This is a genomic window from Serratia sp. M24T3, assembly GCF_000257645.1.
Classification (GTDB): domain Bacteria; phylum Pseudomonadota; class Gammaproteobacteria; order Enterobacterales; family Enterobacteriaceae; genus Rouxiella.
This window is the reverse complement of sequence record NZ_AJHJ01000012.1, coordinates 37,838-64,293: the sequence shown is the minus strand read 5'-3', so window position 1 is coordinate 64,293 and position 26,456 is coordinate 37,838. Positions and strand designations below refer to the sequence as shown.

Sequence of the window (26,456 nt, the reverse complement as noted above, 5' to 3'; positions counted from 1 at the left end):
GGTTGCGCACGTGGCTTTTGCCAGTCCATTTAGGCTAACATGAATTTCCCTCTTCTTCCGCAAACATCATACGTTATGCAACCTTCATCAGACTTTGTTAGTGATGTATTGATTATTGGAAGTGGCGCAGCAGGCTTGTCACTCGCTTTACGCCTTGCCGACCACTGTAAAGTCACCGTACTTAGCAAAGGGCCGCTGAATGAAGGCTCTACGTTCTATGCCCAGGGTGGCATTGCTGCCGTTTTTGATGAAACCGACAGCATCGCCTCTCACGTCGACGATACACTCATCGCCGGCGCGGGACTGTGCGATAAAGAAGCCGTCGAATTCATTGCCAGCAACGCCAAACACTGCGTTGAATGGCTGATTAACCAGGGCGTACTCTTTGACACAGAAACCGGCAAAAGTTCAGATGAACGCTATCACCTGACCCGGGAAGGGGGCCACAGCCATCGACGTATTTTGCATACTGCTGATGCTACTGGTAAAGAAGTAGAAACCACGTTAGTGGGGAAAGCAAGGTCCCACCCCAATATTAGCGTAAAAGAGCGATATAACGCGGTTGATTTAATTACCTCAAGCAAACTCGGACTGCCCGGCACTCAACGAGTAGTCGGTGCCTATGTATGGAATCGTGAGATCGAACAAGTTGAAACGCTGCGTGCCAAAGCGGTAGTTCTGGCAACCGGCGGCGCAGCAAAAGTGTATCAGTATACGACAAATCCGGACGTCGCTTCAGGTGATGGTATTGCCATGGCCTGGCGTGCTGGTTGTCGTGTCGCCAATCTCGAATTCAACCAGTTTCATCCAACCTGTCTTTTTCATCCGCAGGCGCGTAATTTTCTGCTGACCGAGGCACTGCGCGGAGAAGGGGCCTATCTTAAACGTCCTGACGGCACGCGATTTATGCCCGATTTTGATCCACGTGGCGAACTTGCACCGCGTGATGTCGTTGCCCGCGCCATCGATCATGAAATGAAACGTTTGGGTGCCGACTGCATGTATCTGGATATCAGCCATCGCCCGCCTGAGTTCATCAAGCATCATTTCCCAATGATTGACGAAAAGCTGCTGTCGTTGGGCATTGATCTCACTCGCGAACCGATCCCGATTGTTCCTGCTGCACATTATACTTGTGGCGGAGTGATGGTTGACCAGCACGGCAGAACGGATCTCGACGGGCTTTATGCTATCGGCGAAGTCAGCTATACCGGATTGCACGGTGCGAACCGGTTAGCATCAAACTCTTTGCTCGAATGCCTGGTGTACGGCTGGTCGGCTGCCGAAGATATTCTGGAGCGGCTGCCGCGCACAAAAATGCCGAAAAGTTTACCGGCATGGGATGAAAGCAAAGTCGATAACTCAGATGAGAAAGTCGTCATCCAGCACAACTGGCACGAACTGCGACTATTTATGTGGGACTATGTAGGCATTGTGCGCACCACCAAAAGACTGGAACGTGCCCTGCGTCGTATCAATACTCTGCAACACGAAATTGACGAGTATTACGCTAATTTCAGGATTTCTAATAATTTACTTGAGCTACGTAATCTGGTTCAGGTTGCCGAACTGATTGTACGCAGCGCGATGGCAAGAAAAGAGAGCCGTGGATTGCACTTTACTCTCGACTATCCTGACCTGTTGGAGAACTCGCAACCAACCATTCTGCAACCGTTAATCCTCATGAATAAATCAGGAAAAAATCAGTAGTTCAGATAGAAATCAGCAATCAGTTCTCGGAACTCCGTGCTGTAGACGTTAAGCTGCTCGCGGAGAGCCAGTTCGTGATGCTCAGGCTCTCGCCACTGTTTTGACAAAGCCAGCAGCATGCGATTTAACGGTTTTCCCGGCCGGTCACGAATATCTATCCGCGCCCGGGTATGCCAAGCTCGTTGCTGCGCTGACTGTTCAAATGCCAGTCCAATTTCAAAGGGTAAAACCACGCAAAACGTTCCTGCCGCGGTAATAAGTTGCTCGGCACAGCGCAGCAATGCGTCATGAGTTAACGTTTCGGTGTACCGCGCGGCGTTGCGTGCTTCATCACGACAGGCGACCGCAGACTCAAAATAAGGCGGATTACTCACGATTAAATCGTATTGATGAGCACTGCGCCGGGAAAAATGGTTTATGTCTTCGGCAAAAATTCTCAGGCGTTGTTGCCACGGAGACTCGGCGAAATTCTCCAGAGCCTGACTGGCGGCCTCACTTTCCAGCTCGACGGCATCCACCAATACCTCTTCCGCAGTTCGCTGCGCCAACATCAATGCCACCAGACCCGTTCCGCTACCGATGTCAAGAATGCGGGAAGCCTGACTTATCGGTGCCCAGGCACCGAGCAGTACGCCGTCGGTTCCGACTTTCATCGCACAGCGATCGTGGGCGACAAAAAATTGTTTAAAAGTGAACCCATTACGGCGCAAAGGCTTGTTGGTGGCGGCTTCTGTCACTACGCTTTCCTGTGATAATTACCCGAGAGTCGGGGTACTAATGTCATAATGGCGTAAGCATAAGACAAAGCCTTGCGGAGTAAAAGCGAGCCTTTACGCTTAAATAGGTGAAGATCGCGGCCAACACGTCTATAATCGGCGCCCCAAGTAGAGGTAGACCATGACTGTAACGAATTTTTCCGAACTCGAACTCGATGAACGCCTAATCGAGGCACTGACCGATAAAGGCTATAGCCGCCCGACTGCTATTCAGGCAGAGGCCATTCCGCCCGCGATGGACGGACGCGATGTGTTGGGTTCGGCGCCTACCGGCACCGGCAAGACCGCAGCATTTTTGTTGCCCGCGCTGCAACACTTGCTGGACTTTCCGCGTAAAAAGTCTGGTCCACCGCGGGTCTTGATTCTGACGCCAACCCGCGAGCTGGCAATGCAGGTGGCTGATCAGGCCCGTGAACTGGCAGCACATACCGATTTAGACATCGCCACAATTACCGGCGGTGTAGCATATATGAACCACGCAGAAGTCTTCAGCGAGAATCAGGATATCGTCGTCGCCACCACTGGCCGTTTGCTTCAATACATTAAAGAAGAAAACTTCGACTGCCGCGCGATTGAAACACTGATCCTCGACGAAGCCGACCGCATGCTCGACATGGGCTTTGCGCAGGATATCGAAACCATTTCTGCAGAAGCCCGCTGGCGCAAACAGACATTGCTGTTTTCTGCAACGCTGGAAGGCGAAGCTATTCGCGAATTTGCCGAACGCATTCTGACTGAACCGGTTGAGATTGAAGCTGACCCCTCACGCCGCGAGCGCAAGAAAATCCTGCAATGGTATTATCGCGCAGATGATTTGAAGCATAAGACCGCGCTGCTGTGCCATTTACTGAAACAAGAAGACGTGACCAAGTCCGTTATCTTTGTGCGTAAGCGCGAGCGTGTACACGAGCTGGTAGGCTGGTTGCGTGAAGCTGGGATCAACTCTTGCTACCTTGAAGGCGAGATGGTTCAGGTTAAACGTACCGAAGCAGTTAAACGCATGGTTGAAGATCGCGTTAACGTATTGGTCGCGACCGATATCGCCGCACGCGGTCTGGATATCAACGATATCAGCCACGTTTTCAACTTCGATATTCCGTTGACCGCAGATACCTACCTGCATCGCATTGGCAGAACGGGTCGCGCAGGACGTAAAGGCACGGCGATCTCTCTGGTAGAAGCGCATGACCACCTGCTGCTGGGTAAAATCGAGCGTTATCTCGATCAGCCTCTGAAATCTCGTGTCATCGACGAGCTGCGCCCAACAACTAAGGCTCCTAGCGCGAAAACAACCGGCAAACCTTCCAAGAAGGTGCTGGCCAAGCGTAAAGAGAAGCAGAAGCAAGAGAGCGAGAAATCCAAGGTTAAGGTTAAAGTACGCCATCGTGATGCTAAAAACGTTGGTAAGCGCCGCAAGCCGAATACTGAAGCAAGCTAATGCGTTAATAGATTGCCTCATACTTAAAACCCTGCCACATGGCGGGGTTTTCTATTTCTAGAGCAATTAAAACTGAAAATAAGCCAAAAAAAATCCCGGCCATATTAAGCTAGCCGGGACGCGCGATAATAGCGCTAACACCAATGGAATATCTTAAACTGCGTAGACCCAGCCAAGATAAATAACTCATCGTGTTAACGCTATGATGAATAAATGATTTAACTCTGAGTTTGTTCTGAGATCTTAAATTTGCTCATATTTAATCTGAGGAGAATCTGAGTTTTTGTGATTATCAGGCCATATTGCGCGATTTTCCCTTGAATAGCAGCACACAAAGAAAGAGTGTCGATAAAAACCAATTCAGGGTTACAGATAGTATCGCTGACGGGCCTGAAAAGGTAAGCTACGCGCATTGAAATTACGGATAGATGGAGAGCGCATATGGCGGCCCCACTTACCTGGCACGATGTAATTGGCCAGGAAAAACAGCAGAATTACTTTGTGGATACTCTTAAATTTGTTGCTGCCGAGCGTGCAGCAGGCAAAACAATTTATCCACCGCAGGAAGAGGTTTTCAACGCTTTCCGCTCGACGGAATTCTCACAGGTTAAGGTCGTTATACTGGGGCAAGATCCTTATCATGGTCCGAATCAGGCTCACGGATTGTCATTTTCGGTTAAACCCGGGATCCCTGCACCTCCATCTTTAGTTAATATTTACAAAGAGTTGACTACGGATATTCCTGGTTTCGTGCGCCCTGGTCATGGATATTTGCAAAGTTGGGCCGATCAGGGTGTTTTGTTACTCAACACCGTGCTCACTGTTGAAGCTGGTCAGGCGCATTCCCATGCAAAACTGGGCTGGGAAGCCTTCACCGATAAAGTCATTGCGATGCTCAACACTCATCGTGAGGGGGTTATTTTTCTGCTTTGGGGATCTCACGCACAGAAAAAGGGCAGCATTATCGACCAGGTTCGCCATCGAGTGTTGAAAGCCCCACACCCTTCCCCGCTTTCGGCACATCGTGGTTTTTTGGGATGTCAGCATTTCTCGACTGCCAACCAGCTGCTGGAAGAGCAAGGCCTGGAGCCCATCGACTGGATGCCGCAGCTCCCGAAATAGTCCCCCCGCGAGAAAGCAAAAAGGCACCCGAGGGTGCCTTTAGTGTTTGCCTGATCGCATCTAACTCACGATGAACCAGCTTTTGGTGACTTAAGCTTTCGCTTTAGAAACCGCAACCATCGCAGGACGCAGCAAGCGACCGTTAAGGGTGTAACCCTTTTGCATCACCATGATTACATGGTTTGGGGCAAGCTCTTCGGACTCCATCAGCGTCATTGCCTGATGCAGTTCCGGGTTAAACGGTACATGAACGTCAGCAACCACTTCCAGACCAAACTTGCGCACAGCATTGATCAGGGATTTCAGTGTCAGATCAACACCTTCGATAAGAGAAGTCAGTTCGGCGTTGGATTTGTCAGCCAGATCCAGTGCACGCTCGAGGTTATCGATTACAGGCAGCAGCTCGCCTGAAAACTTCTCAAGGGCAAATTTATGCGCTTTTTCGATATCCAGCTCGGTACGACGGCGAAGATTCTCGATTTCTGCCTTCGCACGCAGCAAACTATCACGCTCGCGTTGCTGGGCATCTTTCAGCTCAGCTTCCAATTCAGCAATACGTGCATCACGCGGGTCAACGACGTCAGCCGCCTCAGTTTCCGCTTCCGCATGCAGCTCTTGTTCCTGATTCAGTTCATCCGAGGCTTGCTCGTTAGGCGTCTTATGTTCTTTACTACTCATGAATATCTCCGCGTTTTAGCTTTAGTCTTGCTAGTTGGCTTATTATGGGGATCAAAACCGGGGATTCAAGGCCTGTTATCTCATTTACAAGCCATACTCCAGGTGTCATACATGCGGTATCGAGGATAACCAAAGCAATGAATAAAAAATTTGAGTGTATCGGGATTGTTGGACACCCTCGCCATCCTTCCGCTCTGGCTACCCATGAGATGCTGTATCACTGGCTGGTGTCAAAAGGTCATCAGGTGATTGTCGAGCGTCAGGTGGCGCAGGAGCTGTCTCTGGAGGGCGCACAAACCGGTACGCTGGCTGAGATTGGCAAACTTGCCGATCTCGCCGTGGTGGTAGGCGGTGACGGGAATATGCTGGGTGCAGCCAGAGTTTTGGCGCGTTATGACATAAAAGTTATTGGAATCAACCGCGGAAATTTGGGCTTTCTTACCGATTTGGACCCCGACAACGCATTGCAGCAGCTTGATGACGTCTTGAAGGGCGAATATATCAGCGAACAGCGTTTCCTGCTTGAGGCGATGGTTCGCTGTGGTGAAAAACAGTGCCGCGTGAGCACTGCTATCAACGAAGTTGTACTTCACCCGGGCAAAGTCGCGCACATGATCGAATTCGAAGTGTATATCGATGACCGCTTCGCGTTTTCCCAGCGTTCTGATGGCTTGATTATTTCAACGCCGACCGGCTCGACGGCCTATTCACTTTCTGGTGGCGGCCCAATACTGATGCCGACTCTGGACGCGATAGCGCTGGTACCGATGTTCCCGCATACCTTGTCGGCCCGACCGCTGGTAATCAACAGCACCAGTACGATTTGCCTACGTTTTTCACACATGAGCACAGATCTTGAAATCAGCTGTGATTCACAAATCGCCCTGCCCATCCAGCAAGGGGAAGAGGTCATAATCAAGCGAAGCGACTATCATCTGAATCTGATACATCCAAAAGACTACAGCTATTTCAATACATTGAGCACAAAACTTGGCTGGTCTAAAAAATTATTCTGATTTTTTTCTGATTTCAGATGATCAGGGCTTTACTGTATATAAAACCAGTTTATACTGTACGAAATTACAGGTCTGTTGTTATATACAGGAAGGTGATCATGCTAGCGCAATTAACCATCAATAACTTTGCCATTGTTCGCGAGTTAGAAATTGATTTTCATGCGGGTATGACGGCAATAACCGGTGAAACCGGTGCGGGTAAATCCATCGCCATTGATGCTCTGGGTCTCTGTTTAGGCAGCAGAGCCGATGGCAATGCGGTTCGTCTGGGTACTAGCCGGGCAGATGTTTGCGCGCGCTTTACGCTGGCAGATACACCTTCCGCCAAACAATGGCTCATCGATAATCAGCTTGATGAAGGCCACGACTGCATTCTGCGACGTACCATCAGTGCAGACGGGCGTTCCCGTGGCTTTATTAACGGAACGCCAGTCCCGTTGTCACAGCTGCGTGAACTTGGCCATCACCTGATTCAGATTCATGGCCAGCATGCTCATCAGATGCTGGTTAAGCCTGAACATCAAAAACAGCTCTTGGATGCCTACGCGGCACAGTCATTTTTACTGTCACAGATGCGGACCGCATACCAAAACTGGCACCAAAGCTGCCGCTTGCTCGCGCAGTTTCAGCAGCAAGTCACTGAACGTGAGTCGCGCCGTCAATTGCTGCAATATCAGTTGAAAGAGCTAAACGAGTTTTCTCCAGTTCAGGGGGAATACGAGCAAATTGACGAAGAATACAAACTTCTGGCTAACAGTGGACAACTACTGTCTCTCAGCCAGAGCGCACTGTATTTACTCAGCGACGGTGAAAATCAAAACATCAGCAGCCTGCTTTACACTGCTAAAAACAAGCTGACGGAACTGGCAGAGCTTGACCCAAAAATGAATGATTTGATCATCATGTTGGATGATGCGTCAATTCAAATCAGCGAAGCCAGCGATGAACTACGCCATTACAGCGAAAGGCTGGAAATGGATCCAAACCGTTTATTCGAGCTGGAACAGCGACTTTCTCGCCAGATGGCTTTAGCGCGTAAGCACCATGTCACGGCCGAAGAGTTACCTGAGTTGCATCGTCAGCTGCTTGAAGAACAAAAGGCGCTGGACGATCAAGAAACCAATCAGGCAGAACTCAGCGAAGCCGTGCAGGTTCACCATCAGCAGGCGATTGAAATTGCTCGAGCTCTGCACGATCAGCGTCAGCATTTTGCCGACGAGTTAACCCAGCTGATTACGCAAAGCATGCAAACCCTCTCAATGCCTCACGGGAAATTTAATATTCAGGTACAGTTTGTGCCAGAGAATTTGAGCATTGAAGGCGCTGACCGTATCGAGTTCCAGGTCACTACCAACCCGGGTCAACCATTACAGGCACTGGCAAAGGTGGCCTCAGGCGGTGAGCTTTCACGCATCGCTCTGGCGATTCAAGTGATTACCGCGCAAAAAATGGAAACCCCGGCGCTAATTTTCGATGAAGTCGATGTCGGTATCAGTGGCCCAACCGCTGCGATTGTCGGTAAACTACTGCGCCAGTTAGGTGAGTCCACGCAGGTGATGTGTGTTACTCACTTACCTCAGGTTGCCGGTTGCGGACATCAGCACTATTTCGTCAGTAAAGAAACCGATGGCGAAGTAACTGAAACGCAGATGAACCGGTTAGATAAAAAAGCGCGTTTGCAGGAACTAGCTCGTCTGTTGGGCGGGAGTGAAGTGACAAGGAACACCCTTGCCAATGCAAAAGAGTTGTTAGCAGCGTAAAAACCTCAACTTTTTTACATTTCAGCGGTCATACTGGTGCCCTGCAAAGGTTTCAAACTGATGAAAGGTCGATTATCATCGGCATCTTATGCCCTAAAGGAATGTAAAGACTATGCGCTGTAAAACGCTAACTGCCGTCGCTGGAGTACTACTGATGCTGACTGCCGGTTGTTCCACTATTGAGAAGGTAGTTTATCGTCCTGATATCAATCAGGGAAACTACCTGGCTCCTGCTGATGTACAGAAGATCCACACCGGGCTGACCAAGCAACAGGTTGCTTATATTCTGGGTACTCCATTGATGGATGATCCATTCGGCAACAATACCTGGTTCTACGTGTTCCGTCAGGAGCCAAGCCATTCTGGCGTGACTCAGCAGACCCTGACTCTGACCTTCAACGAGGCTGGCGTGCTGATTAATATTGTTAACAAGCCAAAATTAGACAACCAGTAATCCTGAATTTTCCAGACTGATGCCCCAAGGCATCTGGCAAGGATCCTTTTCAGGGTAAAAAAATAAGGCGCTCATAGCGCCTTATTTTTTAGAGCGTTCAGCTCTTATTCTGCGAAGCTCTTTCGGGTCCGCAATCAATGGCCGATAAATTTCAACTCGGTCACCATCACTGACAGCATCCCCCAGCTTTACAGGTCGACTATAGATACCCACTTTATTAACTTTAAGATCTATCTCTCGACGTAACTCCAGCAAACCTGAAGCCTGAATAGCCTGCTCGACACTGCTGCCTTCAACAAGGCGCACCGTTTTCAGATACTGACGTTCAGGTAAGGCATAAACCACCTCAACGGAAACTTCAGACACTGTAAACCTCTTTCGCTCGTTGCGTAAAAGCTTGAACCATACTGCCTGCAAGCTCTTTGAAAATCTTGCCGAATGCCAATTCAATTAATTTGTTAGTGAACTCAAAATCCAGGTTCAACTCAACTTTGCAGGCTTCAGGGCTAAGCGGCGTAAAATTCCAGCCCCCCAACAATTTACGGAATGGCCCGTCGACAAGTTGCATATCGATGCTCTGATTGCTGGTTAACGTGTTTTTAGTGGTAAAGGTTTTGCTGATACCCGCTTTTGCCACATCTACCGCAGCAACCATTGTGTTATCAGTTTTATCCAATACGCGACTCCCCGTACAACCAGGAAGAAATTTAGGATAAGCATCCACGTCGTTTACCAGAGAGTACATCTGTTCTGCGCTGAATGGGACGAGCGCAGAACGGCTTATATGAGGCATATCATTTTCCAAGTGTCATAAAACATACAGATCATATCATTTATCGCCCCTGCGGCAAAAATCTCACGGTAGATACAGCACAAGCTGTGAAAAACAGTCACTCTCAACCCTCAGGGGATTTCATTCGGCAATGCTTACAGTATAATAAGTGTCACTATGACAAAGAAAAAAGCACATAAACCCGGTTCCGCAACCATTGCAATGAACAAACGCGCACGCCATGAATATTTCATCGAAGATGAAATTGAGGCTGGTATTTCTTTGCAAGGATGGGAAGTAAAATCACTGCGTGCGGGCAAAGCCAACATTGCTGATAGTTATGTGACCTTCAGAGACGGGGAAGCCTTCCTGTTTGGTGCTACCATTACACCCCTGAGCGTTGCTTCAAGTCATGTTGTCTGCGAGCCGATGCGTACCCGTAAACTCTTAATGAACAGACGCGAGCTTGATAAGCTGTTTGGCAAGGTAAATCGCGATGGCTATACGGTAGTTGCTCTCTCAATGTATTGGAAAAACGCCTGGACTAAAGTCAAAATCGGCTTGGCCAAAGGTAAACAAGATCACGACAAACGCGATTCCGCCAAAGATCGCGAATGGGCAGTAGATAAAGCACGTATTATGAAAGGCTCCAACCGTTAAGTCTCTGGCTTATCGGGGTAAAGTTCTGATATACTGCTAACAGTTCTTTGGGGCTGATTCTGGATTCGACGGGATTTGCGAAACCCAAGGTGCATGCCGAGGTGCGGAGGCCTCGTAAAAAACCGCAAAAAAAATAATTGCAAACGACTCGCAATTCGAATCTGCTGCTTTAGCAGCTTAATCAGTCTAATACACTGAAGGTTCCCTTTCTCCCTAGCCTCCGCTCTTAGGACGGGGATCAAGAAAGGTCAAACCCAAAAGAGCTCGCGTGGACATCCTGCCTGGGGTGAAAGCGTTAAAACCAATCAGGCTAGTTTGTTAGTGGCGTGTCCGTCCGCAGCTAACCGGTGAATGTGATGACTGGACTAAGCATGTAGTGCCAACGGCGTAGTAATTTCGGACGGGGGTTCAAATCCCCCCAGCTCCACCAAATAGTACTCCGGTTATTACCAGATAAGTCCGGAGAAGTACGAAGAGCCCGCACCCCACAAGGTCTGCGGGCTTTTTTGTGTCCGTAATAGTCCAATACCCTCCTCGTATATCTAGCGTTTATTAGCCCACCTTAAGCCTACGCTACGATTTATTCTCAAAACTGCAGGCCTATTAATTGAAAAATCCGAATGTGGCAGGGCAAACCTTAGCGAAGACAGAGTTTACAAAAATCACGTTGCTGGTTTCAGCGAGAAGCTGCTGAATTAGTGCGGGGAAAAACATCAACAAATGTTAGCAGAGGGAATGTTTGCAGAGTTAAACATGTCAATATATTGGGATTTTGCCATAAAAAAACCGGAGACATTGGTTGCTCCGGAATTCTTCATGATATGGGGGAACGATCAGCTGATTTTTATCAGACAGACATTATATCTAAGCCGGTCTTTCGCCATATTTTTACTCTCAATACTTCATGGATTAGGCAAAAAAATTATTTATAGATTTCTGCTGAACCAGAGACGTTATTTTGACCAAGGGTAGAGATGATTTGGTAAGAACTTGCACCTTCTTGCGCCGCTTTAGCCGCTAATTTTTCGTGAAGCACACCAACATCTCCACTGTCTACAGACTCACTTATTGTACCAATGCTGTGCTCGCCAGCTGGAGCAGAATTCACTTCGGTAGCAGCGAATGTTGCAAATGAAGCAGTAGTCAGTGCGATAACGGCAAATGCTTTAGTCAGGCTTTTCATAATAATTCCTTCAAATCTCTTTAATTTAGTCTTGCAGGTTTGGGTGGATAAATTTATTTATCGTTCGTTAAACAAATGGTATGCCTCGGAGGAATTCTGTGCAAGGCGTTTGTTTAACAGTCGTTAACATATTGTGCTTATATTTTTCTGACCATAAGAATGCAATCTGTTAGCGATATGGCTGTGCATTGCGAAAATGTTGTCCCAAAACCCTAAACCTGATCATGAAAGGATTCGTACATGTCAGGAACTACGCGTCCTCTGCCCGTCCAGAAATATGCAAAGCTAAACCCACGGACCATAACTAAAGCGGTATGACGGCGAAGGATGCCAGCCAAAAAATTTTTCCCTTACCTTCCAATCACATCCACGCCAAATACTTTTTTTAAGAGAAATTGAATTTATCTTTTTAAAAATACTTTAACCTTATGAATTTAAAAGTATTTAACCAAGCTTCATTTAATCTGAAAAGAATAAATTAGCTCAATTTACTCCCCTCATCTGATTGCTCTCACTCGCCTTCACCTATAACTTAAATATCGAATATATCTATAATATTCAAATACATATAAATATTTTATATCTTTCCCTCATTTATATAGGTGAAATGAATATGTCGAAGAATACCAAGAAATCATCAAGGCTTGCCTCACATCTAGCAGCCAAAACTCTTTCAAATCCTCTAGCTTCTCCTATTGAAAAAAGTTTGGCGGGGTCTGTGCTTTCGCAAACAGGAACAGAGAATCAAACAGGAGAAGAATTACAGGCTATTGCTTCGAAGGCACTAAGAGACCCTAAATCAGATAAGGTAACAAAAACTTTAGCAGGTTCAGTTGTTTCACAGTCGACTAAGGATCGTTAATCAATCAACAGCCGGAGCCTGATTAACCACTACTCACAGGCTCGGCTTTAATCGCTCAAAAATATCAGAAATAACTATCAGCCATACCGCCCTAGATTTTATTCCAATAGTAAATTTTAATTCCAAATCAGCAAAATCAACGCCCGAAAATCGTCGTACTCAATGATATAAATCCCTTATGCTTTTCTCACTTATCCCCGCTGAGAGTTGAATCATGCTTTTCGATTTACCCGACGACGATATCCTTTACCGTGCCCTAATTGAACGTGACCCTTCCTTTGACGGTTTTGCCTTTGTAGGCGTAAAAAGCACGGGTATTTTTTGCCGCCTAACCTGCCCCGCACGAAAGCCCAAACGTGAAAACTCTGTCTTTTATTCGTCAGTCGCGAGCGCTATGGAAGCTGGATATCGACCGTGTAAACGATGCTGCCCACTTATGCTCGGCGGGCAAAAAGATCCATTAATTGATAATTTACTGACCGCATTAGAAAACTCCCCCGATAAAAGATGGAGTGAAGATGATGTTCAAGCAATGAAAATGGATCCTTCAACAGTCCGCCGTGCCTTTAAACGCCAATTCGGTATTACCTTTCTTGAAATTGCACGATTACGAAGATTAGGAAAAGGCGTCGATGCACTTACCAAAGGTAATCAGGTCATAGAGGCTCAGCTTGATGCCAACTATGAATCTTCCAGTGGGTTTAGGGCGGCGATAACTCGTCAAATAGGCCTTAAACCAAGCCATGCCCATAGACATCTGTTTCTTAAGGCCGAATGGCTTGATACTCCCATCGGTACGATGCTGGCAATTGCCGATGAGCAGACTCTGTATTTGCTGGAGTTTGTCGATCGTCCAGCATTAGCCAATGCAATAGATAAGCTTAAGAAGTTAACAAGTTCAGAAATTATCTTTGGCCGCACCGCGGCTTTGGAACTGCTTAATGAAGAACTAATCAGTTATTTCTCAGGAAAAAATCAGGTTTTTAAGACCCATTTAGCCGAGTTTGGATCCTTATTCACCCGAAAAGTCTGGGATGCTCTCAGAGCGATCCCCACAGGGGAATTACGCAGCTATTCAGATTTAGCCAAAGACATCGGCCAGCCTTCGGCTTCACGAGCCGTAGCAAGAGCAAATGGCGCTAATCAGATTTCAATTCTAATCCCCTGTCACCGAGTCATAGGCGCTGACGGCTCGTTAACGGGTTATGGCGGCGGCCTATGGCGCAAGCGTTGGTTAATTGAACATGAAAGAAGAATAGCCATGAAATCATCTAAAAAGGAGTGGGGAAATGAATCAGGAAAATAAAACAATTGAATTCAGGAACTTGCATAGTAAAGCCAATCCATTGATTTTGTATAATATTTGGGATGTGGGAAGCGCACAGGCCGTAGCAACCGGCGGAGCCAAAGCCATCGCCACAGGCAGTTGGGCTTTAGCAGCCGCTCAGGGATATCAGGACGGTGAAGAGATGCCGTTCAGCATTTTGTTGCAAACCGCTAAAAGAATTGCTGAAACGGTGAATCTCCCACTAACTATTGATTTTGAAACAGGGTACGGGGCCAGTAAGTGCGACAATCTGAAGGCGCTGCTGCAAGTAGGGGTGTCCGGAATTAATTTTGAAGATCAGCTTCTGGGTCAGCAAACATTAAATTCAGTAAATAACCAATGCAGAGATATTACCGCACTGGTAAAAGTGGCGGAATTTGAAAGGAATGGTTTATTTATAAATGCTCGAACCGATGTTTTCTTGCAACAGCCAGATGTGGCAGTACATCCTCAATTGATGACAGAGGCGAAAAAACGCATCTTGGCCTATCAGGAAGCCGGCGCCGATGGTATTTTCGTGCCAGGCCTTACTCACCCGCAGTTAATTGCGGAACTCTGTGACTTCTCACCTTTACCTATTAATATCATGATGAATGATCGCGACACCTCTTTGTCACAGTTCACTCAGTTAGGTGTAAGTCGCATCAGTTTTGGCCCCTATCCTTTTATCAGCCTTATGGAAAAAATAAAGAAACAATCGCGAGTGCTGTATCAAGTCACAGAATGAATTGTTAAAAGATGCCTCATACAGAAAAGTAGCAAACCAAAATGAGTGGCAAAGGTAACAAAGATAAAACAAATTTGCGGCGCTGTATGACCAAAGTAAATGAAGTAGATGAAGTAGATGAAATGGCCATTTCATTAGGCGTGAATTGTTAAGGCAAACCGGATCTGCGCCTGGGTTATCACCCGAGCTTTTAAGGCGCCTATTTTCTCGATCCACAAGGTAATAAACCGCACGTTTTCTGCCACCACAGCGAAGACATAGCTCAATAATGATAGCGATATCATCTACTTTCAACTTGCTTTGACGCATTAGTTTCACTTGACCTTCACTCAGACTCAACCTCATCATCAGGCAAGAATTCAATCGTGATGTACTGACTGAGGTAGTGATGGAAAAGTATCAGCTGCAAATGACCGATATCATTGATGAAGAAACGAGAAATATCATTGGAAAAGGACTCGACGAATTCAATGTGGATAATGCCGGGCTCCAGGATCGACAAGCATTAGCCATCGTAGTTAAAGACCCCGAGACAGGAAAAGTGCTGGGCGGCATGCTTGGACGCTCTTCCCTCGGCCTGCTATTTCTCGAACTGTTTTACTTACCTGAAGAGTTGAGAGGTTCTGGTTTAGGTTCCGAAATGCTGCGCCAGTTTGAACAGGAAGGGATAAGACGCGGATGCTCCGCTGCGGTACTTTATACCTTGAGCTTTCAGGCGCCTGATTTTTATGCCAAATATGGCTGGAAGCGTTTTGGCGAGGTTCCATGTTTGCCAGCAGGTAGCAGTCGAGTGTTTATGAGCAAACTCTTAATTACACAATAATCATATATTCCTCATTTTTTTAAGAGAAAATCATTCTAAATTTTAGAAGGATGCCCACCCGATGTCAGTAAAGCCTTATACCTTTCTTTTTTCAGCGGTAATCACCAGCCTGTTTTTACCGGCAAGCTCCTTTGCCGCCAGTGATGCGGTGACAACTGTAATCCCAGCCCCACAAGATCTTCAACTGCAACAGGCGGTTATTTTAAGTCGCCACGGTGTACGCTCGCCAACCAAGCAAACTAAAGAGATGAAGGATCTGGCAGGTCAGGACTGGCCTAAGTGGCCTGTAAAACCGGGATATCTTACGCCGCGAGGTCAACAATTAGTCTCGCTGATGGGCACTTATTATGGTGATTATTTTAAAAAAGAGGGGCTACTTTCGTCTGAGCAATGCCCTGGGGACAGTGAAGTATTCGGCTGGGGTGATACTGACCAGCGCACGCGCCTAACGACTCAAACACTGTTAAGCGCCATCGCACCGCACTGCCACGTGATGGCTAAAAATCAGGCCGATCTTAAAAAGCCCGATCCTGTATTTCATCCTTTAAAAGCCGGGATTTGTACGCTGGATAAGGCAACCGCAATCAAGGCCATCGATAAAGAAGCTGGCGGCTCGCTGGACGCATTAGATCAAACCTACGCTCCGCAGCTAAAGCTTATGAGTCAGGTATTGAATTATCCTCAATCTAGCTATTGCCAGCAGATGAAACAAACCGGTCAAACTTGCAGTGCCGTCATCGACATACCTTCCTCGATAAAGATGAAGAAAAAGGGCACCGAGGCGACTTTGGAAGGTGGGATCGGAATGTCGTCTACCTTTGCCGAAAACTTCCTGCTGGAAGATGCTCAAGGTATGCAGGACGTGGCCTGGGGGCGAATTAAAGACCAAAAAACCTGGCAGGCGCTGCTCGAATTGCATAATTTGCAATTCCGCCTGATGTCGGGCACGCCTTATATTGCCAAATCAAACGGCACGCCGGTCTTGCAAGTGATTGATAATGCATTCGGAGCCGCCGCTCCAGCCTCGTCAGGGTTTAGCCTGCCATCGGGTAACAAGGTTCTAATCCTTGGCGGACACGACACTAATATTGAGAATGTCGCTGGAGCGTTAGGCCTTGACTGGACTCTAACTGACCAGCCTGACCATACGCCACCTGCTGGCGCATTGATGTTTGAACGCTGGCAGGATAAGACCACGCATCAACAATATATTTCGTTGAGAATGGTCTATCAGACTCAAGATCAGATGCGTACGCAGCACAAGCTAACCCTCAAGCATCCGCCGATGACCGTGGCGCTAAGTATTCCGGGCTGCGAGAATATTGGTGATAATAAACTCTGTGCGATCGGTACTTTCCATCAAGTGATTGAGAAAGCTCAGTTGCCGCAGTGTAAAATTTAAAATTATGTAATGGCTGGATAACTCACTGCCGCTTATGCAGTTCAGTTATCCAGCCAGATCATTTCGAAGCAATCGAGATCGCTTTGCACTGACTTCGAAAAATATTTTCCCTTCGACACAATCGTGAAACCCTGCTTTTGATAAAACCCCACGGCGTTTGGCGTCGAAGACAACGTTAGTTGTGTCATTCCTAAATTACGAGACTGCTGTTTGATAGCATTAATAATCGACGATGCCAGCCCCTTACCCTGATATTCCGGTAAGGTAAAAATTGCTTCAACGTGCCCGGTTACCAAGTCGAGATAACCACAGGCACAAGGCACATTATCGTCTGAGGAATCTATGATAAAAACCTGATTTTCAGCCACAGCCTTATTCATACCGTCCGGCATTTTCTCAGGCGTGAAGGCGCTTAAAATTGCTGGCTCATAAACGCCCGCGCAACCGTGCCTTAACGCCCGATTACGCAACTGCCAAAGCCCTAGCGCATCATCTCTGCTGGCTATTCTTATCTCCATTTATCCCCCTGAGTATGTCAGACAAAGTCGCCCTGCATTTCACTGTAAACCCTATGTTTCTGTTGTGGCAACACTACAGACTGGTGCATTAACCTGTTTTCATTCTGCATGTTTAGTTAGCCCTGTCTGTCAGGTATTCTCATTAGATATTGATAAAGATGGTACGCATCTTGCTCTGATGAACCATAAATTTACCCTGAGGAATATCTGATGAAAAAAAGCGCGTTATTTACCTTACTGGCTCTGGCCTCGTTTAGCTCATTGGCGAACGCCGAATCAGTACTGCGCTTTGGTGTTGACCCTACTTTTGCTCCTTTTGAAACCAAAGCGCCAGACGGCAGCCTGGTCGGCTTTGACGTTGATCTTGGAAACGCTATCTGCCAGCAATTAAAAGTTAAATGCCAATGGGTCGAAACCGGCTTTGACAGCATTATTCCGGCGCTGGATGCTAAAAAATTCGACGCAGTACTTTCTGCAATGTCCGTGACGCCAAAACGCCAGGCACAGGTTGATTTCTCCGATATGCTTTACCACATTCCAAGCGTATTAGTGGCTAAAAAAGGCAGCGGGATCTTACCCACTCCAGAAGCGCTGAAAGGCAAAACTATTGGCGTCGCGCAGGGGACGATTCAGGAAGCTTATGCACAGGCACTGTGGCAGAGCAAGGGAATCAACGTTGTTTCCTATCAGAATCAGGATTTGGTGAATCAGGATCTAGAGTCCGGCCGTGTTGACGCCACCCTGACCAACGCCGCCGCAGCACAGTCCGGTTTCCTTGATACCGCCGCCGGAAAAGATTTTGCCTTCAGCGGCGGCATGCTGACTGATCCGAAGTATCTTGGCGCGGGGACCGCAATTGGCCTGCGTAAAGGCGATAAAGAACATCAGGAAATGATCAATAATGCACTGGCGGCTATTCACCAGAACGGCACCTTTGAGAAGATTGAGAAAAAATATTTCAGCTTTGAAGTCTACAATAAAAAGCCATGACAGCAGCCGGCTACTCTTAGGATGGCCGGTAATCTTAACCTGATTGCAAGGAGATAAGGATGCTGCAAGGTTATGCCCAGCTCCCCGATTTTAGCTTTCAACGCGCTCGCTTTCTTGCCGCTGCACAAGATGCCGGGGCGACAATCACTCATTATCCACATCCCTTAAAAGGCCCAAAAGGTGAGGACCTGGCGACTGACGTGGCGGTGCTAGGCAATCCTCTTTCGTCGCGGCTGTTTGTGGTGGTTTCGGGCACGCACGGCGTTGAAGGCTACTATGGTTCGCAATCGCAGATAGACTGGATGAAAGTGAATCATGCCAACACCTTGCCTGCCGACACTGCATTGGTCATGATCCATCTGATCAACCCGTGGGGGACTGCGCACCTGCGGCGGGTCAATGAAGATAATATGGATCTGAATCGCAACTTTGTTGATTTCAGCAACCCACTTCCGGCCAACGATCGTTATGAAGATTTGCATGATATTTATCTGAGTAAAGATCTGAATGGGCCTGAGCGCGCGGCTGCGGACGATCTTATGGATCATCGCGCTCAACAAGCGGGCTGGGCTGAAGTGAAAAAAATAGTCGAGGCCGGCCAGTATCGGCATGAAGACGGGATCTTTTTTGGCGGCAAGCAGGCAAGCTGGTCTAATCAAACTTTACTGAAGATTATCCACACCCATTTGGCACACGCCAAGGCAATAATCAGCTTCGATTTGCACACGGGTGCGGGCGCCTATGGCCATCCGATGCTCATGGCGATTGCTCAACAGGCTTATCCTTCGCTGCAACAGGCGCGCGAGGTGTTTGGTCCCTGGCTGTATGTGCTGGTAACCGGCAAAAATATTGGCAGTGACACTGGCGTGACGGCTACGGCCACCGGCTACCTGTCGCAATTTATGCTTGATAATCTGCCTGACGCGCAGCTGATTCAGCTGGTGATCGAATGCGGGACTTACGACGGTGAAACCATGCATCATTTGGTTCGTGACGATCACTGGCTGCATCTTTACGGCGATCCACAAAGCCCACAGGGTAAGAAAATTAAAGGCGAGCTGTTCGAAGGGTTTTATCCGCAGGATAAAGACTGGCAGCAGTTGGTTCAGCTGCGCACCCAGCAGATTTTTAATCGCGGATTTAATGCGCTGGCAACACTCTAAGGCATTGCCATGAGCGAAAAGGCTCATTCTGCGCTGGCTGAATGAGCCTTTTTATCAGACGCGGCCGTAAAAAGTCAGTCGCGCGGTTTCTGAAAGCGAGATGTCGGGCTGCGAGTTATAGGCCAGCACCACCAGCATACGGGTGGTGTTTCCCTCGGTTGGTGTAACGCGGTGAATAGCGTTGCGTCCCCTGAATAGCACTAAATCCCCGGCTTCAATGCCTAGTTTCTTCGGCTGAATTTGCTTATCCAGCAGTTTTTCGACGCCGTCGTAGTTCATGTCGCCGTTGTCGGCATCGCGCAGATTCTCGACGTACTCAAACACCCCGCCCGCTTCGGGTTTTTGTATCAACAAGGTGATGGCAAAAGAAGAGTTATCAAAATGCCAGCCCAGTTCCTGACCTTCGCTGGCATAGTGCAGATTAATTGAAGAAAGTTTATCGGCATACGGATAAAGCTGCTGCTCTCCCAATACTGCACACAAAAATGCGCGAAACTCTGGAGCATCATAGAGCGCCCGCAGTGCAGAATTTGGTGGGATCTCTTCGTCGGTAATACAGCCTTTGGAAGACACTATCTGCCGATTGCGCGGATGCGTAGCCGGCAGACTTTCATCGGGCTTAAGCAGATAGACATTGTGATTGCTGCTGGTGTAATAAGCCAAATGCCGGTTTTCATCGCCTTCCTGTTTTATCTCCGTGAGCGCCGTGGGATTAAGGAAGCGATGCAGCACCAATGCCCCTTTATTATCCAGCGTCTCTTTGCAGCGAGCGAGGAAATCTGCGTCCTTAATCGGGTTAGCAGCGAAATTAACGATCTTGTCGAGATGTTGCATGACGGCCCTCAGGAATTAATCAGGAAAAACTCAGTTGCATTCACTTTATCCAAGCTTCCCAATACTGGGAAATAGAATCGATTGCGAATTCGCGAAAGTTTTGATTTTATGAATGTTCATTCATCAACCACACAGGTAAAACGGAATTAAGATGACAACCTTGAATCATTTTGGACAACCGATTGGCGATGAAGTTAAAGGATGGCAACCTCGCCCACTGCCGGAACGCATTACGCTGCAAGGTTTGTACTGTTACCTGGAACCGCTGGAGGTTAATAAACACAGCGAATCCTTGTTTAACGCCTGGCACAGTATTAATGATGACCGCGACTGGACTTACTTCTCTATCGACCGCCCTGCAACTCAGCAAGCGTGCGACAATTACATAACAAAAATTTCTACTCTTAAAGACCCGCTGTACTTTGCAGTGGTTGATAAAGAAACGCAGCGCGCCATCGGCGGCGTATCATTAATGCGTATTGATGCCGTGAACGGCGTAGCGGAAATTGGTTGGGTTAACTGGTCACCGCTGATGAAGCGCTCACGCTTTGGCACCGAAGCTATCTCTCTGCTGCTAACTTATCTCTTTGATTCTCTTGGCTATCGCCGCTGCGAGTGGAAATGTAACAGTTTGAACGATGCCTCGAATCTGGCCGCCAAACGTTTAGGTTTTCAATATGAAGGTACTTTCCGTCAGGCGCTGCTGACCAAAGGTAATAACCGCGATACCTGCTGGTATTCGATCATCGATCAGGAATGGTCGCCTATCAAAGCCGCATTTGAACAATGGTTAAGTGCAGACAACTTCTCCCCTGAAGGCCAGCAAAAACAGAAGCTTGAAGCATTCAGAACCAGATCGGAATAACTTTTCCCGCGGGTTTAACAGTAAAATACCCGGTTCAACCCGCGCCTTTGCTAACTAAATTAACGAGATTGGATTAACTGCGCTTCGCGTTTTTGCTCTTTCTCCAGCAGACTCTTTTTGCGCGCCACGCCCCAGCGGTATCCTGAGATATTGCCATCATTGCGGACTACGCGATGGCAAGGGATAGCCACTGCCAGCAAATTAGCGGCACAGGCTCCGGCAACGGCGCGAACCGCTTTGGGTGAGCCGATTTTTTCCGCAACCTGGGAATAGCTCAGCGTTTCGCCCACCGGAATCGCCCGTAAAGCATGCCAGACCCGCTGCTGGAAAGCCGTACCGCGAATATCCAGCGGCAAATTTAGCCCTGCTGTTGGCCGGTCTACAAAACCAACCACTGTTGCAACGCGCTGCTCAAAATCAGGATCATTGCCCAGCAGTTGCGCATGCGGGAAGTTATCCTGCAAACTTTCGACCAGAGTCTGCGGGTTGTCACCCAGCAGGATCGCGCAAATCCCGCGCGAGCTTTCCGCTACCAAAATGTCCCCCAGCGAACAATGCCCAACGGCAAACCACACCGCCATGCCCTTACCACCGGCCCGATAGGCGCTCGGCGTCATCCCCAGACTGGCAGGGGAGCTGGCGTAAAAGTTACCATTGGAAGCATAACCTGCATCTAAAATAGCATCAGTGATCGATGGATTATCCGCCAGCGCCTCGCGCACCCGCTGTTGTCTTTTGGCGATGGCATAAGCGCGCGGCGTCAAACCAGTGAAAGTTTTGAAGATACGGTGAAAGTGCCAGGCACTGACTCCAACCTGCTGGGCAATTTCTTCCAAAGTCGGCGTTTTCTCTGCGTCTTCCAGCAAACGACAGGCTTGCTCAATCTGCTGACTGTATTGCTGCTGCAAAGATATTCGCCCCTGTCGGCAGCGCTTGCATGGTCGATAATCTGCGGCTTCGGCCTGTGCGGCATCGGCAAAAAACTCAACGTTTTGGCGATTCGGCTGGCGTGATGGACATGAGGGCGCACAGTAAATTCCGGTCGTTTTTACTGCATAAACGAAATGCCCGTCCGCCTCGCGATTGCGACCGATTACTGCCTGCCAGCGCGCGTCTTCGTCGGCGAACACACTGTCTTTCGGATCACGTTTCATGGTGTTCTCACTTGTCTGATTAATTCAACCCAGCCTAAAACTTTTGCGCCACCGCAGCACTCTGCCGCTTGCTTTCTCATTCTGCTCGCGGCTGATCAGGCGTGGTCAGGACAAGCTGATAGAACGCCAGATCCAGCCAGCGATCAAACTTGTAGGCGGCCTGCTTGATGATCCCGGCCTCGGCAAATCCTGCCTTTGTGTGCAGCGCGATACTGGCAGCATTGGTGGCATCGATCTCGCCAATCAGCGTATGTACCTGTCGCTGCCGGGCTTCGACAATAACGGCATCGAGCAAGATTTTTCCCAGCCCCTGCCCGCGATGCTGCGGATGAATATAAATCGAATGCTCAACGGAATACTTGTAGGCTGGCCAGGCGCGGAAAGTGCCATAGCTGGCAAAACCTAACAGTTTGCCATCGTCGTCTTCCAGGCCTATCACCGGGAAATTGCCGTTGCGCTTGGCGGCAAACCACGGTGCCATCGAGGCAATCGAGCGTTCGTGATAATCGTACAGCGCCGTCGAGTTGACGATCGCCTCGTTAAAGATCTCAAGTATAGCGTGAGCGTGACGCTGTTCAGTGCAGTCGATCATTTTCATGGTATTTCCCCTTGCTGGTTTAATTTCCAATATAGTAGAATTAATTCCACAAAAGTAAACAAAGGCGTATCCCAATGTCAATAGATGAATTAATCGCCAGCCGTTTGCTGCTGCTGCGCAAGAGCAAAGGTCTCAATCTGGAACAGCTGGCTGAATTGGCGGGCGTCAGTAAGGCGATGATTTCAAAAATCGAGCGGCAGGAAAGCAGTCCGAGCGCAACCCTGCTTGGCAAACTTGCCGCCGGTTTAGGAGTCTCGGTGACTCAGTTATTGTCAGAGGAAAGTGCAACGCCCAACCGTCTGCGTCGTTTCAATGAACAAGAGGTATGGCAAGACCCTGATATCGGCTATCTGCGCCGTCAGGTCTTGCCACCCGAGGCGCAAAGCGGGCTGGAAATGATCGAGGTTACGCTGCCCGCCAAGGCGCGGGTAAGCTATCCGAGTTGGGGAAACAAGGCCTATTTGCAGCGGTTATGGCTGGTTGAAGGAGAATTAACCATTCACTATGGCGATGAACATTATGAGCTTTATACCGGTGACGTATTAAGTTTTGGCGTTGATTTAGCCGTGACCTTTGATAATGTCAGAAACGAATCATGTCGCTATCTGTTAGTTATCAATCAGGGATGAGGAAACTACGTGCTGATAATCAAACCTACCGTTCTAAATAATGCCCATTTTATTGAACTGGTCCGCCAGCTTGATGCCTATCAGAGTGCGATGTATCCCGCCGAAAGTGATTACAGCATGCCGCTGGAAGAGATGCTTGCCAATGAACATTACGCGTTTATCGCCGAAGTAAACGGCGTTGCGGCCGGCTGTGCATGCCTGTATATCTGCGACGACGGTCTGGCCGAAATCAAACGGGTTTATGTCAATCCGCAGTTTCGTGGACTGGGCATTGCCGATCGGCTGATGGCCGCTGTGGAAGCACAGGCTCTACAACTGCAACTGCCGAGCCTGTATCTGGAAACCGGTGTCGATCATCTTGCCGCTATCGGCCTTTATAAGAAACGTGGTTTCGTTATCACCGACTGTTTTGGCGAATACACATACGATCCGTTAAGCGTTTATATGGTTAAGCCACTGGCGTATCAGCAACGCGCCTGAGTGATTTCAAAGACCTGCGCGATGGAGCGCGTCGCCAATCTGCTGTAGCAGGGCTATTGCTCTATCCCGCTGACGTCGATATTGGGTGATCATCATCAGGCGGCTTTCCGCTGAAGTCTGCTGCAAATCCGCCGCAAGCTCCTGAAAACCAGGAAAAGCGCCGCCGCGATAGCTTAAATCATAGTGAAAATCGTCAGTGGAGCTGTAACGCAACCGATGAAAATCCGCCACAATATCGGTAAGCAACGGTTGCCAGCTGGCGGGTTCTGCCGCTGCTCGCCGATTTAACGCCGTTATCGGCTCACATAAATTCAGCAGCCGTTGTTTAATTGGCTCAAGGCTAAATTGCGGATCCAATCGATCCTGGAGCTGCTCTAAAGCCGCCAGCATCGATTCCAGATAGTCACCAGCCGCCAGCGGCAAATCTGGCTGATGCAGCAGCCGATCCAGCCAATGCACGTGGATCTGGCAGTCGCGCCACAGAATATTCAGATCGAGCTTGTCGTAACTATCTTCCTCAGTATGCCACCACCAGCCGCCTCCGCTGCCCGGCGAATCGCTGGTTTTCTCAAGTGGCACCTCGCGCAAGGCAAAATGCATTGGCACGCCGCTGCCCCAGAATGACTGATCGCCGCCCTTGCCCAACGGCGTGATGCGCAGCGCAGGTTTTCCGGTAACCGCTGCCACTGCCTGATTGAGGAAATCGTTGGACTCGGCACCGCTGGCATTAATCACCACCTGAACCGCATCAAGGCAGCCCGGCGAATCAACATTGATATGCGCAACACAATGTTTGCCGAGCTGCTGACGATAATTGTCGGCATACCAGGTCGAACCGCCGTAGCGGGCGTTGGAATGCCCCGGCCACCAGGCGATACGCAGCCCGCGTCGCAAAGTGCCTGCCTGCTGTTGAAAATGCAGCGCCATCGCCAGACACAGCGCGTTGCCGGTGGCATTATCGGTCACTCCTTCATGCCAGGAATCATAATGCGATGATAACAGTACAAATTCTGGCGTTTGCCCGCCAATCTCGACTATCGGCAAACTACAGGGGCGGACGTGGCGGTTGAGTACCGTGCGCATTTGTGCCTCAATCCGCTGCTCGCCGTGGTAAAGATTTAACAGCCGTTGGCCGTCGCGCTGATTGATAGAAATCACTGGCAATCGCGGATAGCGCTGCTGATCATCTGGCGTCGGAGTGCCCCAAATCGGTCCAACGGTTTCTTCATGCAGCGCGGTTTCAGCCGAGCCCCAAAGGTGAATAAGTCCCACAGCCCGAGCGGCGTCAAGGCGTTGCACATAGTCTTCAAAGCCTTGATCGGCAATCACAATCTTGCCGCGCACCTGCTGCGACCACTGTTGCCATTCCAGGTCACTGCGCGTCTGTGTTGAAGCATTGTCATAGTACAAAGGGGCTTTAACGCCCTGCGGACAGTGCGCGGAAAAAGAACGGGTTTTCGCCCTAACCTGCCACTCGGGAAAGTCCGGCAGCAACAGGCTGCCTTCCAGCGGATCACTCAGCAACAGAGGGCAAGATTCCAAATCCGCCTCCAGCCCGTGCGCGCGCAGCATCTCGACCAACAAACCTGCCGCCTGCTCGGCGTCTTCGCTGCCAGATAATCTGTGCAGCTTTGAATATGCCAGTAATAACTCATTCATAACCGGCATCAATTGATCGTGCTGTGGGGGGACAAAAGTCATTATTTGCTTACCGCAGCCTGATGTACCGCGATATCTAAATCGCCAAAGTATTTCATGCGGATCTTGTCCCAGGTGCCGTCAGCGATAATCTTCGCCAGACCCTGATCGAGCAATGCCCTGGTTTTTTCGTCGCCTTTGCGCAGGCCAAAAGAGGAACCGATGCTGAAGAGTTTGTCGTCGCGCACTTCAGGGCCGGTCAGGGTGAAATCTTTGCCTTCTGGTTTATTGAGGAAGCCGTAAGTCACGGCTACCGCCGGGCTGAGCGCCGCATCCAGTCGACCGGCAATCAGATCCTGATAAATGGTGTCCTGATCGGCATAGGCCACCACGTCCACACCTTTCGGCAGCCAATAGGCGTTTGCATACATTTCCTGAATCGATCCTTGTTGTACCGCAACACGTTTGCCTTTCAGTGATTCAGCCGTCGGCAGCAGCGGACTGCCTTTATGCACGACCAGTTTGGTTGGAATGTGGTAAACGAAATCGCTGAAGTCGATGACTTTTCGGCGTTTTTCTGTCGCACCCTGCGGTGAGATAAAATCGACTTTTTTGGCAATCAGCGACGGGATTTCGGCGTCAAAACTCGTCACCACGTAATCACATTTAACCTGCATCTCTTTGCAAATCGCATTGGTGACGTCAATCTCATAGCCGCTTGGCGTGCCCTGAGTATCGCGAAACTGGAAAGGTGGATAGCTTAAATCAGCCGCAACGCGCAGGGTTTCACCCGCCGCATGGGCTGCACCGCTGGTGATGGCGAGGCCCAGCACAGTCAGGAGCAAAGAATTTTTCAGCATCGTTTTCATTATTGATT

The 26,456-nt window shown here is 48.9% G+C and carries 28 protein-coding genes and 1 other RNA gene; 18 read left to right on the top strand and 11 right to left on the bottom strand.

Annotation, left to right across the window (positions count from 1 at the left end):
* Positions 1–75: 75 nt before the first annotated feature.
* Positions 76–1,710 carry an L-aspartate oxidase gene (gene nadB / locus SPM24T3_RS11875; protein ID WP_009636996.1) on the top strand — a complete coding sequence of 545 codons (1,635 nt, stop codon included), beginning with the start codon at positions 76–78 and terminating at the stop codon, positions 1,708–1,710.
* On the opposite strand, the gene SPM24T3_RS11870 is transcribed toward nadB, so the two are convergent.
* Positions 1,704–2,447, bottom strand: coding sequence for a tRNA1(Val) (adenine(37)-N6)-methyltransferase (locus SPM24T3_RS11870; protein WP_009636995.1), 744 nt, complete (start codon positions 2,445–2,447; stop codon positions 1,704–1,706). The two genes, nadB and SPM24T3_RS11870, sit on opposite strands and share 7 nt — an antisense overlap.
* A 160-nt stretch (positions 2,448–2,607) precedes the next feature.
* Here SPM24T3_RS11870 and srmB point away from each other — a divergent pair, with 160 nt between their 5' ends.
* Together srmB and ung are read left to right on the top strand one after the other, a co-directional pair.
* Positions 2,608–3,924, top strand: coding sequence for an ATP-dependent RNA helicase SrmB (gene srmB, locus SPM24T3_RS11865; protein ID WP_009636994.1), 1,317 nt, complete (start codon positions 2,608–2,610; stop codon positions 3,922–3,924).
* Between the two features lie 441 nt (positions 3,925–4,365).
* Positions 4,366–5,046: a uracil-DNA glycosylase gene (gene ung / locus SPM24T3_RS11860; protein ID WP_009636993.1), complete on the top strand. Its 681-nt coding sequence runs from the start codon at positions 4,366–4,368 to the stop codon at positions 5,044–5,046.
* A 90-nt stretch (positions 5,047–5,136) separates the two neighbouring features.
* Here the strand turns inward: ung and grpE are convergent, their stop codons facing one another.
* Positions 5,137–5,724, bottom strand: coding sequence for a nucleotide exchange factor GrpE (gene grpE / locus SPM24T3_RS11855; protein ID WP_009636992.1), 588 nt, complete (start codon positions 5,722–5,724; stop codon positions 5,137–5,139).
* Between the two features lie 137 nt (positions 5,725–5,861).
* On the opposite strand from grpE, the gene nadK reads away from it, so the two are divergent.
* The 3 genes from nadK (at position 5,862) to bamE (ending at position 8,954) form a co-directional block, all read left to right on the top strand.
* The gene (nadK, locus tag SPM24T3_RS11850; protein WP_009636991.1) at positions 5,862–6,740 is read left to right on the top strand and encodes an NAD(+) kinase; all 879 of its coding nucleotides are present in this window, start codon (positions 5,862–5,864) and stop codon (positions 6,738–6,740) included.
* A gap of 98 nt (positions 6,741–6,838) precedes the next feature.
* Positions 6,839–8,500 (top strand): DNA repair protein RecN, encoded by a 1,662-nt coding sequence (recN, locus tag SPM24T3_RS11845; protein ID WP_009636990.1) that lies wholly within the window; start codon positions 6,839–6,841, stop codon positions 8,498–8,500.
* A 112-nt stretch (positions 8,501–8,612) separates the two neighbouring features.
* Positions 8,613–8,954: an outer membrane protein assembly factor BamE gene (gene bamE, locus SPM24T3_RS11840; RefSeq protein WP_009636989.1), complete on the top strand. Its 342-nt coding sequence runs from the start codon at positions 8,613–8,615 to the stop codon at positions 8,952–8,954.
* Positions 8,955–9,035: 81 nt separating this feature from the next.
* On the opposite strand, the gene SPM24T3_RS11835 is transcribed toward bamE, so the two are convergent.
* Complete coding sequence (locus SPM24T3_RS11835) at positions 9,036–9,320, bottom strand: RnfH family protein (protein WP_009636988.1); 285 nt, start codon at positions 9,318–9,320, stop codon at positions 9,036–9,038.
* Positions 9,313–9,747, bottom strand: coding sequence for a type II toxin-antitoxin system RatA family toxin (locus tag SPM24T3_RS11830; RefSeq protein WP_009636987.1), 435 nt, complete (start codon positions 9,745–9,747; stop codon positions 9,313–9,315). Before SPM24T3_RS11830 ends, SPM24T3_RS11835 begins: the two co-directional genes overlap by 8 nt.
* 156 nt (positions 9,748–9,903) lie before the next feature.
* Here SPM24T3_RS11830 and smpB point away from each other — a divergent pair, with 156 nt between their 5' ends.
* Both smpB and ssrA read left to right on the top strand, forming a co-directional pair.
* A complete protein-coding gene (gene smpB, locus SPM24T3_RS11825; RefSeq protein ID WP_009636986.1) occupies positions 9,904–10,386 on the top strand; it encodes an SsrA-binding protein SmpB in 483 nt (160 codons plus the stop codon).
* 49 nt (positions 10,387–10,435) lie between these two features.
* Positions 10,436–10,816, top strand: a transfer-messenger RNA (tmRNA) gene (gene ssrA, locus SPM24T3_RS24680).
* Positions 10,817–11,308: 492 nt separating this feature from the next.
* On the opposite strand, the gene SPM24T3_RS11820 is transcribed toward ssrA, so the two are convergent.
* Positions 11,309–11,569 carry a DUF1471 domain-containing protein gene (locus SPM24T3_RS11820; protein ID WP_009636985.1) on the bottom strand — a complete coding sequence of 87 codons (261 nt, stop codon included), beginning with the start codon at positions 11,567–11,569 and terminating at the stop codon, positions 11,309–11,311.
* A gap of 613 nt (positions 11,570–12,182) precedes the next feature.
* Here SPM24T3_RS11820 and SPM24T3_RS24675 point away from each other — a divergent pair.
* The 5 genes from SPM24T3_RS24675 to SPM24T3_RS11800 all read left to right on the top strand — a co-directional run bounded on the left by SPM24T3_RS24675 (position 12,183) and on the right by SPM24T3_RS11800 (position 16,710).
* Entirely contained in the window at positions 12,183–12,431 is a 249-nt protein-coding gene (locus tag SPM24T3_RS24675; RefSeq protein WP_071988427.1) for a hypothetical protein, read from the top strand.
* A gap of 214 nt (positions 12,432–12,645) precedes the next feature.
* Positions 12,646–13,737: a bifunctional transcriptional activator/DNA repair enzyme AdaA gene (locus tag SPM24T3_RS11815; protein ID WP_009636984.1), complete on the top strand. Its 1,092-nt coding sequence runs from the start codon at positions 12,646–12,648 to the stop codon at positions 13,735–13,737.
* Entirely contained in the window at positions 13,721–14,485 is a 765-nt protein-coding gene (locus SPM24T3_RS11810) for an isocitrate lyase/phosphoenolpyruvate mutase family protein (protein WP_009636983.1), read from the top strand. Before SPM24T3_RS11815 ends, SPM24T3_RS11810 begins: the two co-directional genes overlap by 17 nt.
* Positions 14,486–14,873: 388 nt before the next feature.
* The gene (locus SPM24T3_RS11805; protein WP_009636982.1) at positions 14,874–15,308 is read left to right on the top strand and encodes a GNAT family N-acetyltransferase; all 435 of its coding nucleotides are present in this window, start codon (positions 14,874–14,876) and stop codon (positions 15,306–15,308) included.
* A 61-nt stretch (positions 15,309–15,369) separates the two neighbouring features.
* Entirely contained in the window at positions 15,370–16,710 is a 1,341-nt protein-coding gene (locus tag SPM24T3_RS11800; protein WP_009636981.1) for a histidine-type phosphatase, read from the top strand.
* 41 nt (positions 16,711–16,751) lie between these two features.
* Here SPM24T3_RS11800 and SPM24T3_RS11795 read toward each other — a convergent pair whose 3' ends face one another.
* Positions 16,752–17,228 carry a GNAT family N-acetyltransferase gene (locus tag SPM24T3_RS11795; RefSeq protein ID WP_009636980.1) on the bottom strand — a complete coding sequence of 159 codons (477 nt, stop codon included), beginning with the start codon at positions 17,226–17,228 and terminating at the stop codon, positions 16,752–16,754.
* A gap of 210 nt (positions 17,229–17,438) precedes the next feature.
* Between SPM24T3_RS11795 and SPM24T3_RS11790 the strand changes: the two genes are divergently transcribed.
* Positions 17,439–18,218: an ABC transporter substrate-binding protein gene (locus tag SPM24T3_RS11790; RefSeq protein ID WP_009636979.1), complete on the top strand. Its 780-nt coding sequence runs from the start codon at positions 17,439–17,441 to the stop codon at positions 18,216–18,218.
* A 59-nt stretch (positions 18,219–18,277) separates the two neighbouring features.
* Positions 18,278–19,381, top strand: coding sequence for a DUF2817 domain-containing protein (locus SPM24T3_RS11785; RefSeq protein WP_009636978.1), 1,104 nt, complete (start codon positions 18,278–18,280; stop codon positions 19,379–19,381).
* Between the two features lie 54 nt (positions 19,382–19,435).
* Here SPM24T3_RS11785 and SPM24T3_RS11780 read toward each other — a convergent pair whose 3' ends face one another.
* A complete protein-coding gene (locus tag SPM24T3_RS11780; protein WP_009636977.1) occupies positions 19,436–20,215 on the bottom strand; it encodes a 2OG-Fe(II) oxygenase in 780 nt (259 codons plus the stop codon).
* A 151-nt stretch (positions 20,216–20,366) separates the two neighbouring features.
* Between SPM24T3_RS11780 and SPM24T3_RS11775 the strand changes: the two genes are divergently transcribed.
* Positions 20,367–21,080, top strand: a complete 714-nt coding sequence (locus tag SPM24T3_RS11775) for a GNAT family N-acetyltransferase (protein WP_009636976.1) — start codon at positions 20,367–20,369, stop codon at positions 21,078–21,080.
* Positions 21,081–21,139: 59 nt separating this feature from the next.
* On the opposite strand, the gene ada is transcribed toward SPM24T3_RS11775, so the two are convergent.
* Together ada and SPM24T3_RS11765 are read right to left on the bottom strand one after the other, a co-directional pair.
* Positions 21,140–22,234: a bifunctional DNA-binding transcriptional regulator/O6-methylguanine-DNA methyltransferase Ada gene (gene ada / locus SPM24T3_RS11770; RefSeq protein WP_009636975.1), complete on the bottom strand. Its 1,095-nt coding sequence runs from the start codon at positions 22,232–22,234 to the stop codon at positions 21,140–21,142.
* 76 nt (positions 22,235–22,310) lie between these two features.
* Positions 22,311–22,832, bottom strand: coding sequence for a GNAT family N-acetyltransferase (locus SPM24T3_RS11765; protein WP_009636974.1), 522 nt, complete (start codon positions 22,830–22,832; stop codon positions 22,311–22,313).
* Positions 22,833–22,906: 74 nt separating this feature from the next.
* On the opposite strand from SPM24T3_RS11765, the gene SPM24T3_RS11760 reads away from it, so the two are divergent.
* Positions 22,907–23,461, top strand: coding sequence for a helix-turn-helix domain-containing protein (locus tag SPM24T3_RS11760; protein WP_009636973.1), 555 nt, complete (start codon positions 22,907–22,909; stop codon positions 23,459–23,461).
* Between the two features lie 9 nt (positions 23,462–23,470).
* Positions 23,471–23,941: a GNAT family N-acetyltransferase gene (locus tag SPM24T3_RS11755; protein WP_009636972.1), complete on the top strand. Its 471-nt coding sequence runs from the start codon at positions 23,471–23,473 to the stop codon at positions 23,939–23,941.
* Between the two features lie 6 nt (positions 23,942–23,947).
* On the opposite strand, the gene SPM24T3_RS11750 is transcribed toward SPM24T3_RS11755, so the two are convergent.
* Together SPM24T3_RS11750 and SPM24T3_RS11745 are read right to left on the bottom strand one after the other, a co-directional pair.
* Positions 23,948–25,642, bottom strand: a complete 1,695-nt coding sequence (locus tag SPM24T3_RS11750; RefSeq protein ID WP_009636971.1) for a M28 family peptidase — start codon at positions 25,640–25,642, stop codon at positions 23,948–23,950.
* Entirely contained in the window at positions 25,642–26,439 is a 798-nt protein-coding gene (locus SPM24T3_RS11745) for a transporter substrate-binding domain-containing protein (protein WP_037378346.1), read from the bottom strand. Before SPM24T3_RS11745 ends, SPM24T3_RS11750 begins: the two co-directional genes overlap by 1 nt.
* Between the last annotated feature and the right edge of the window lie 17 nt (positions 26,440–26,456).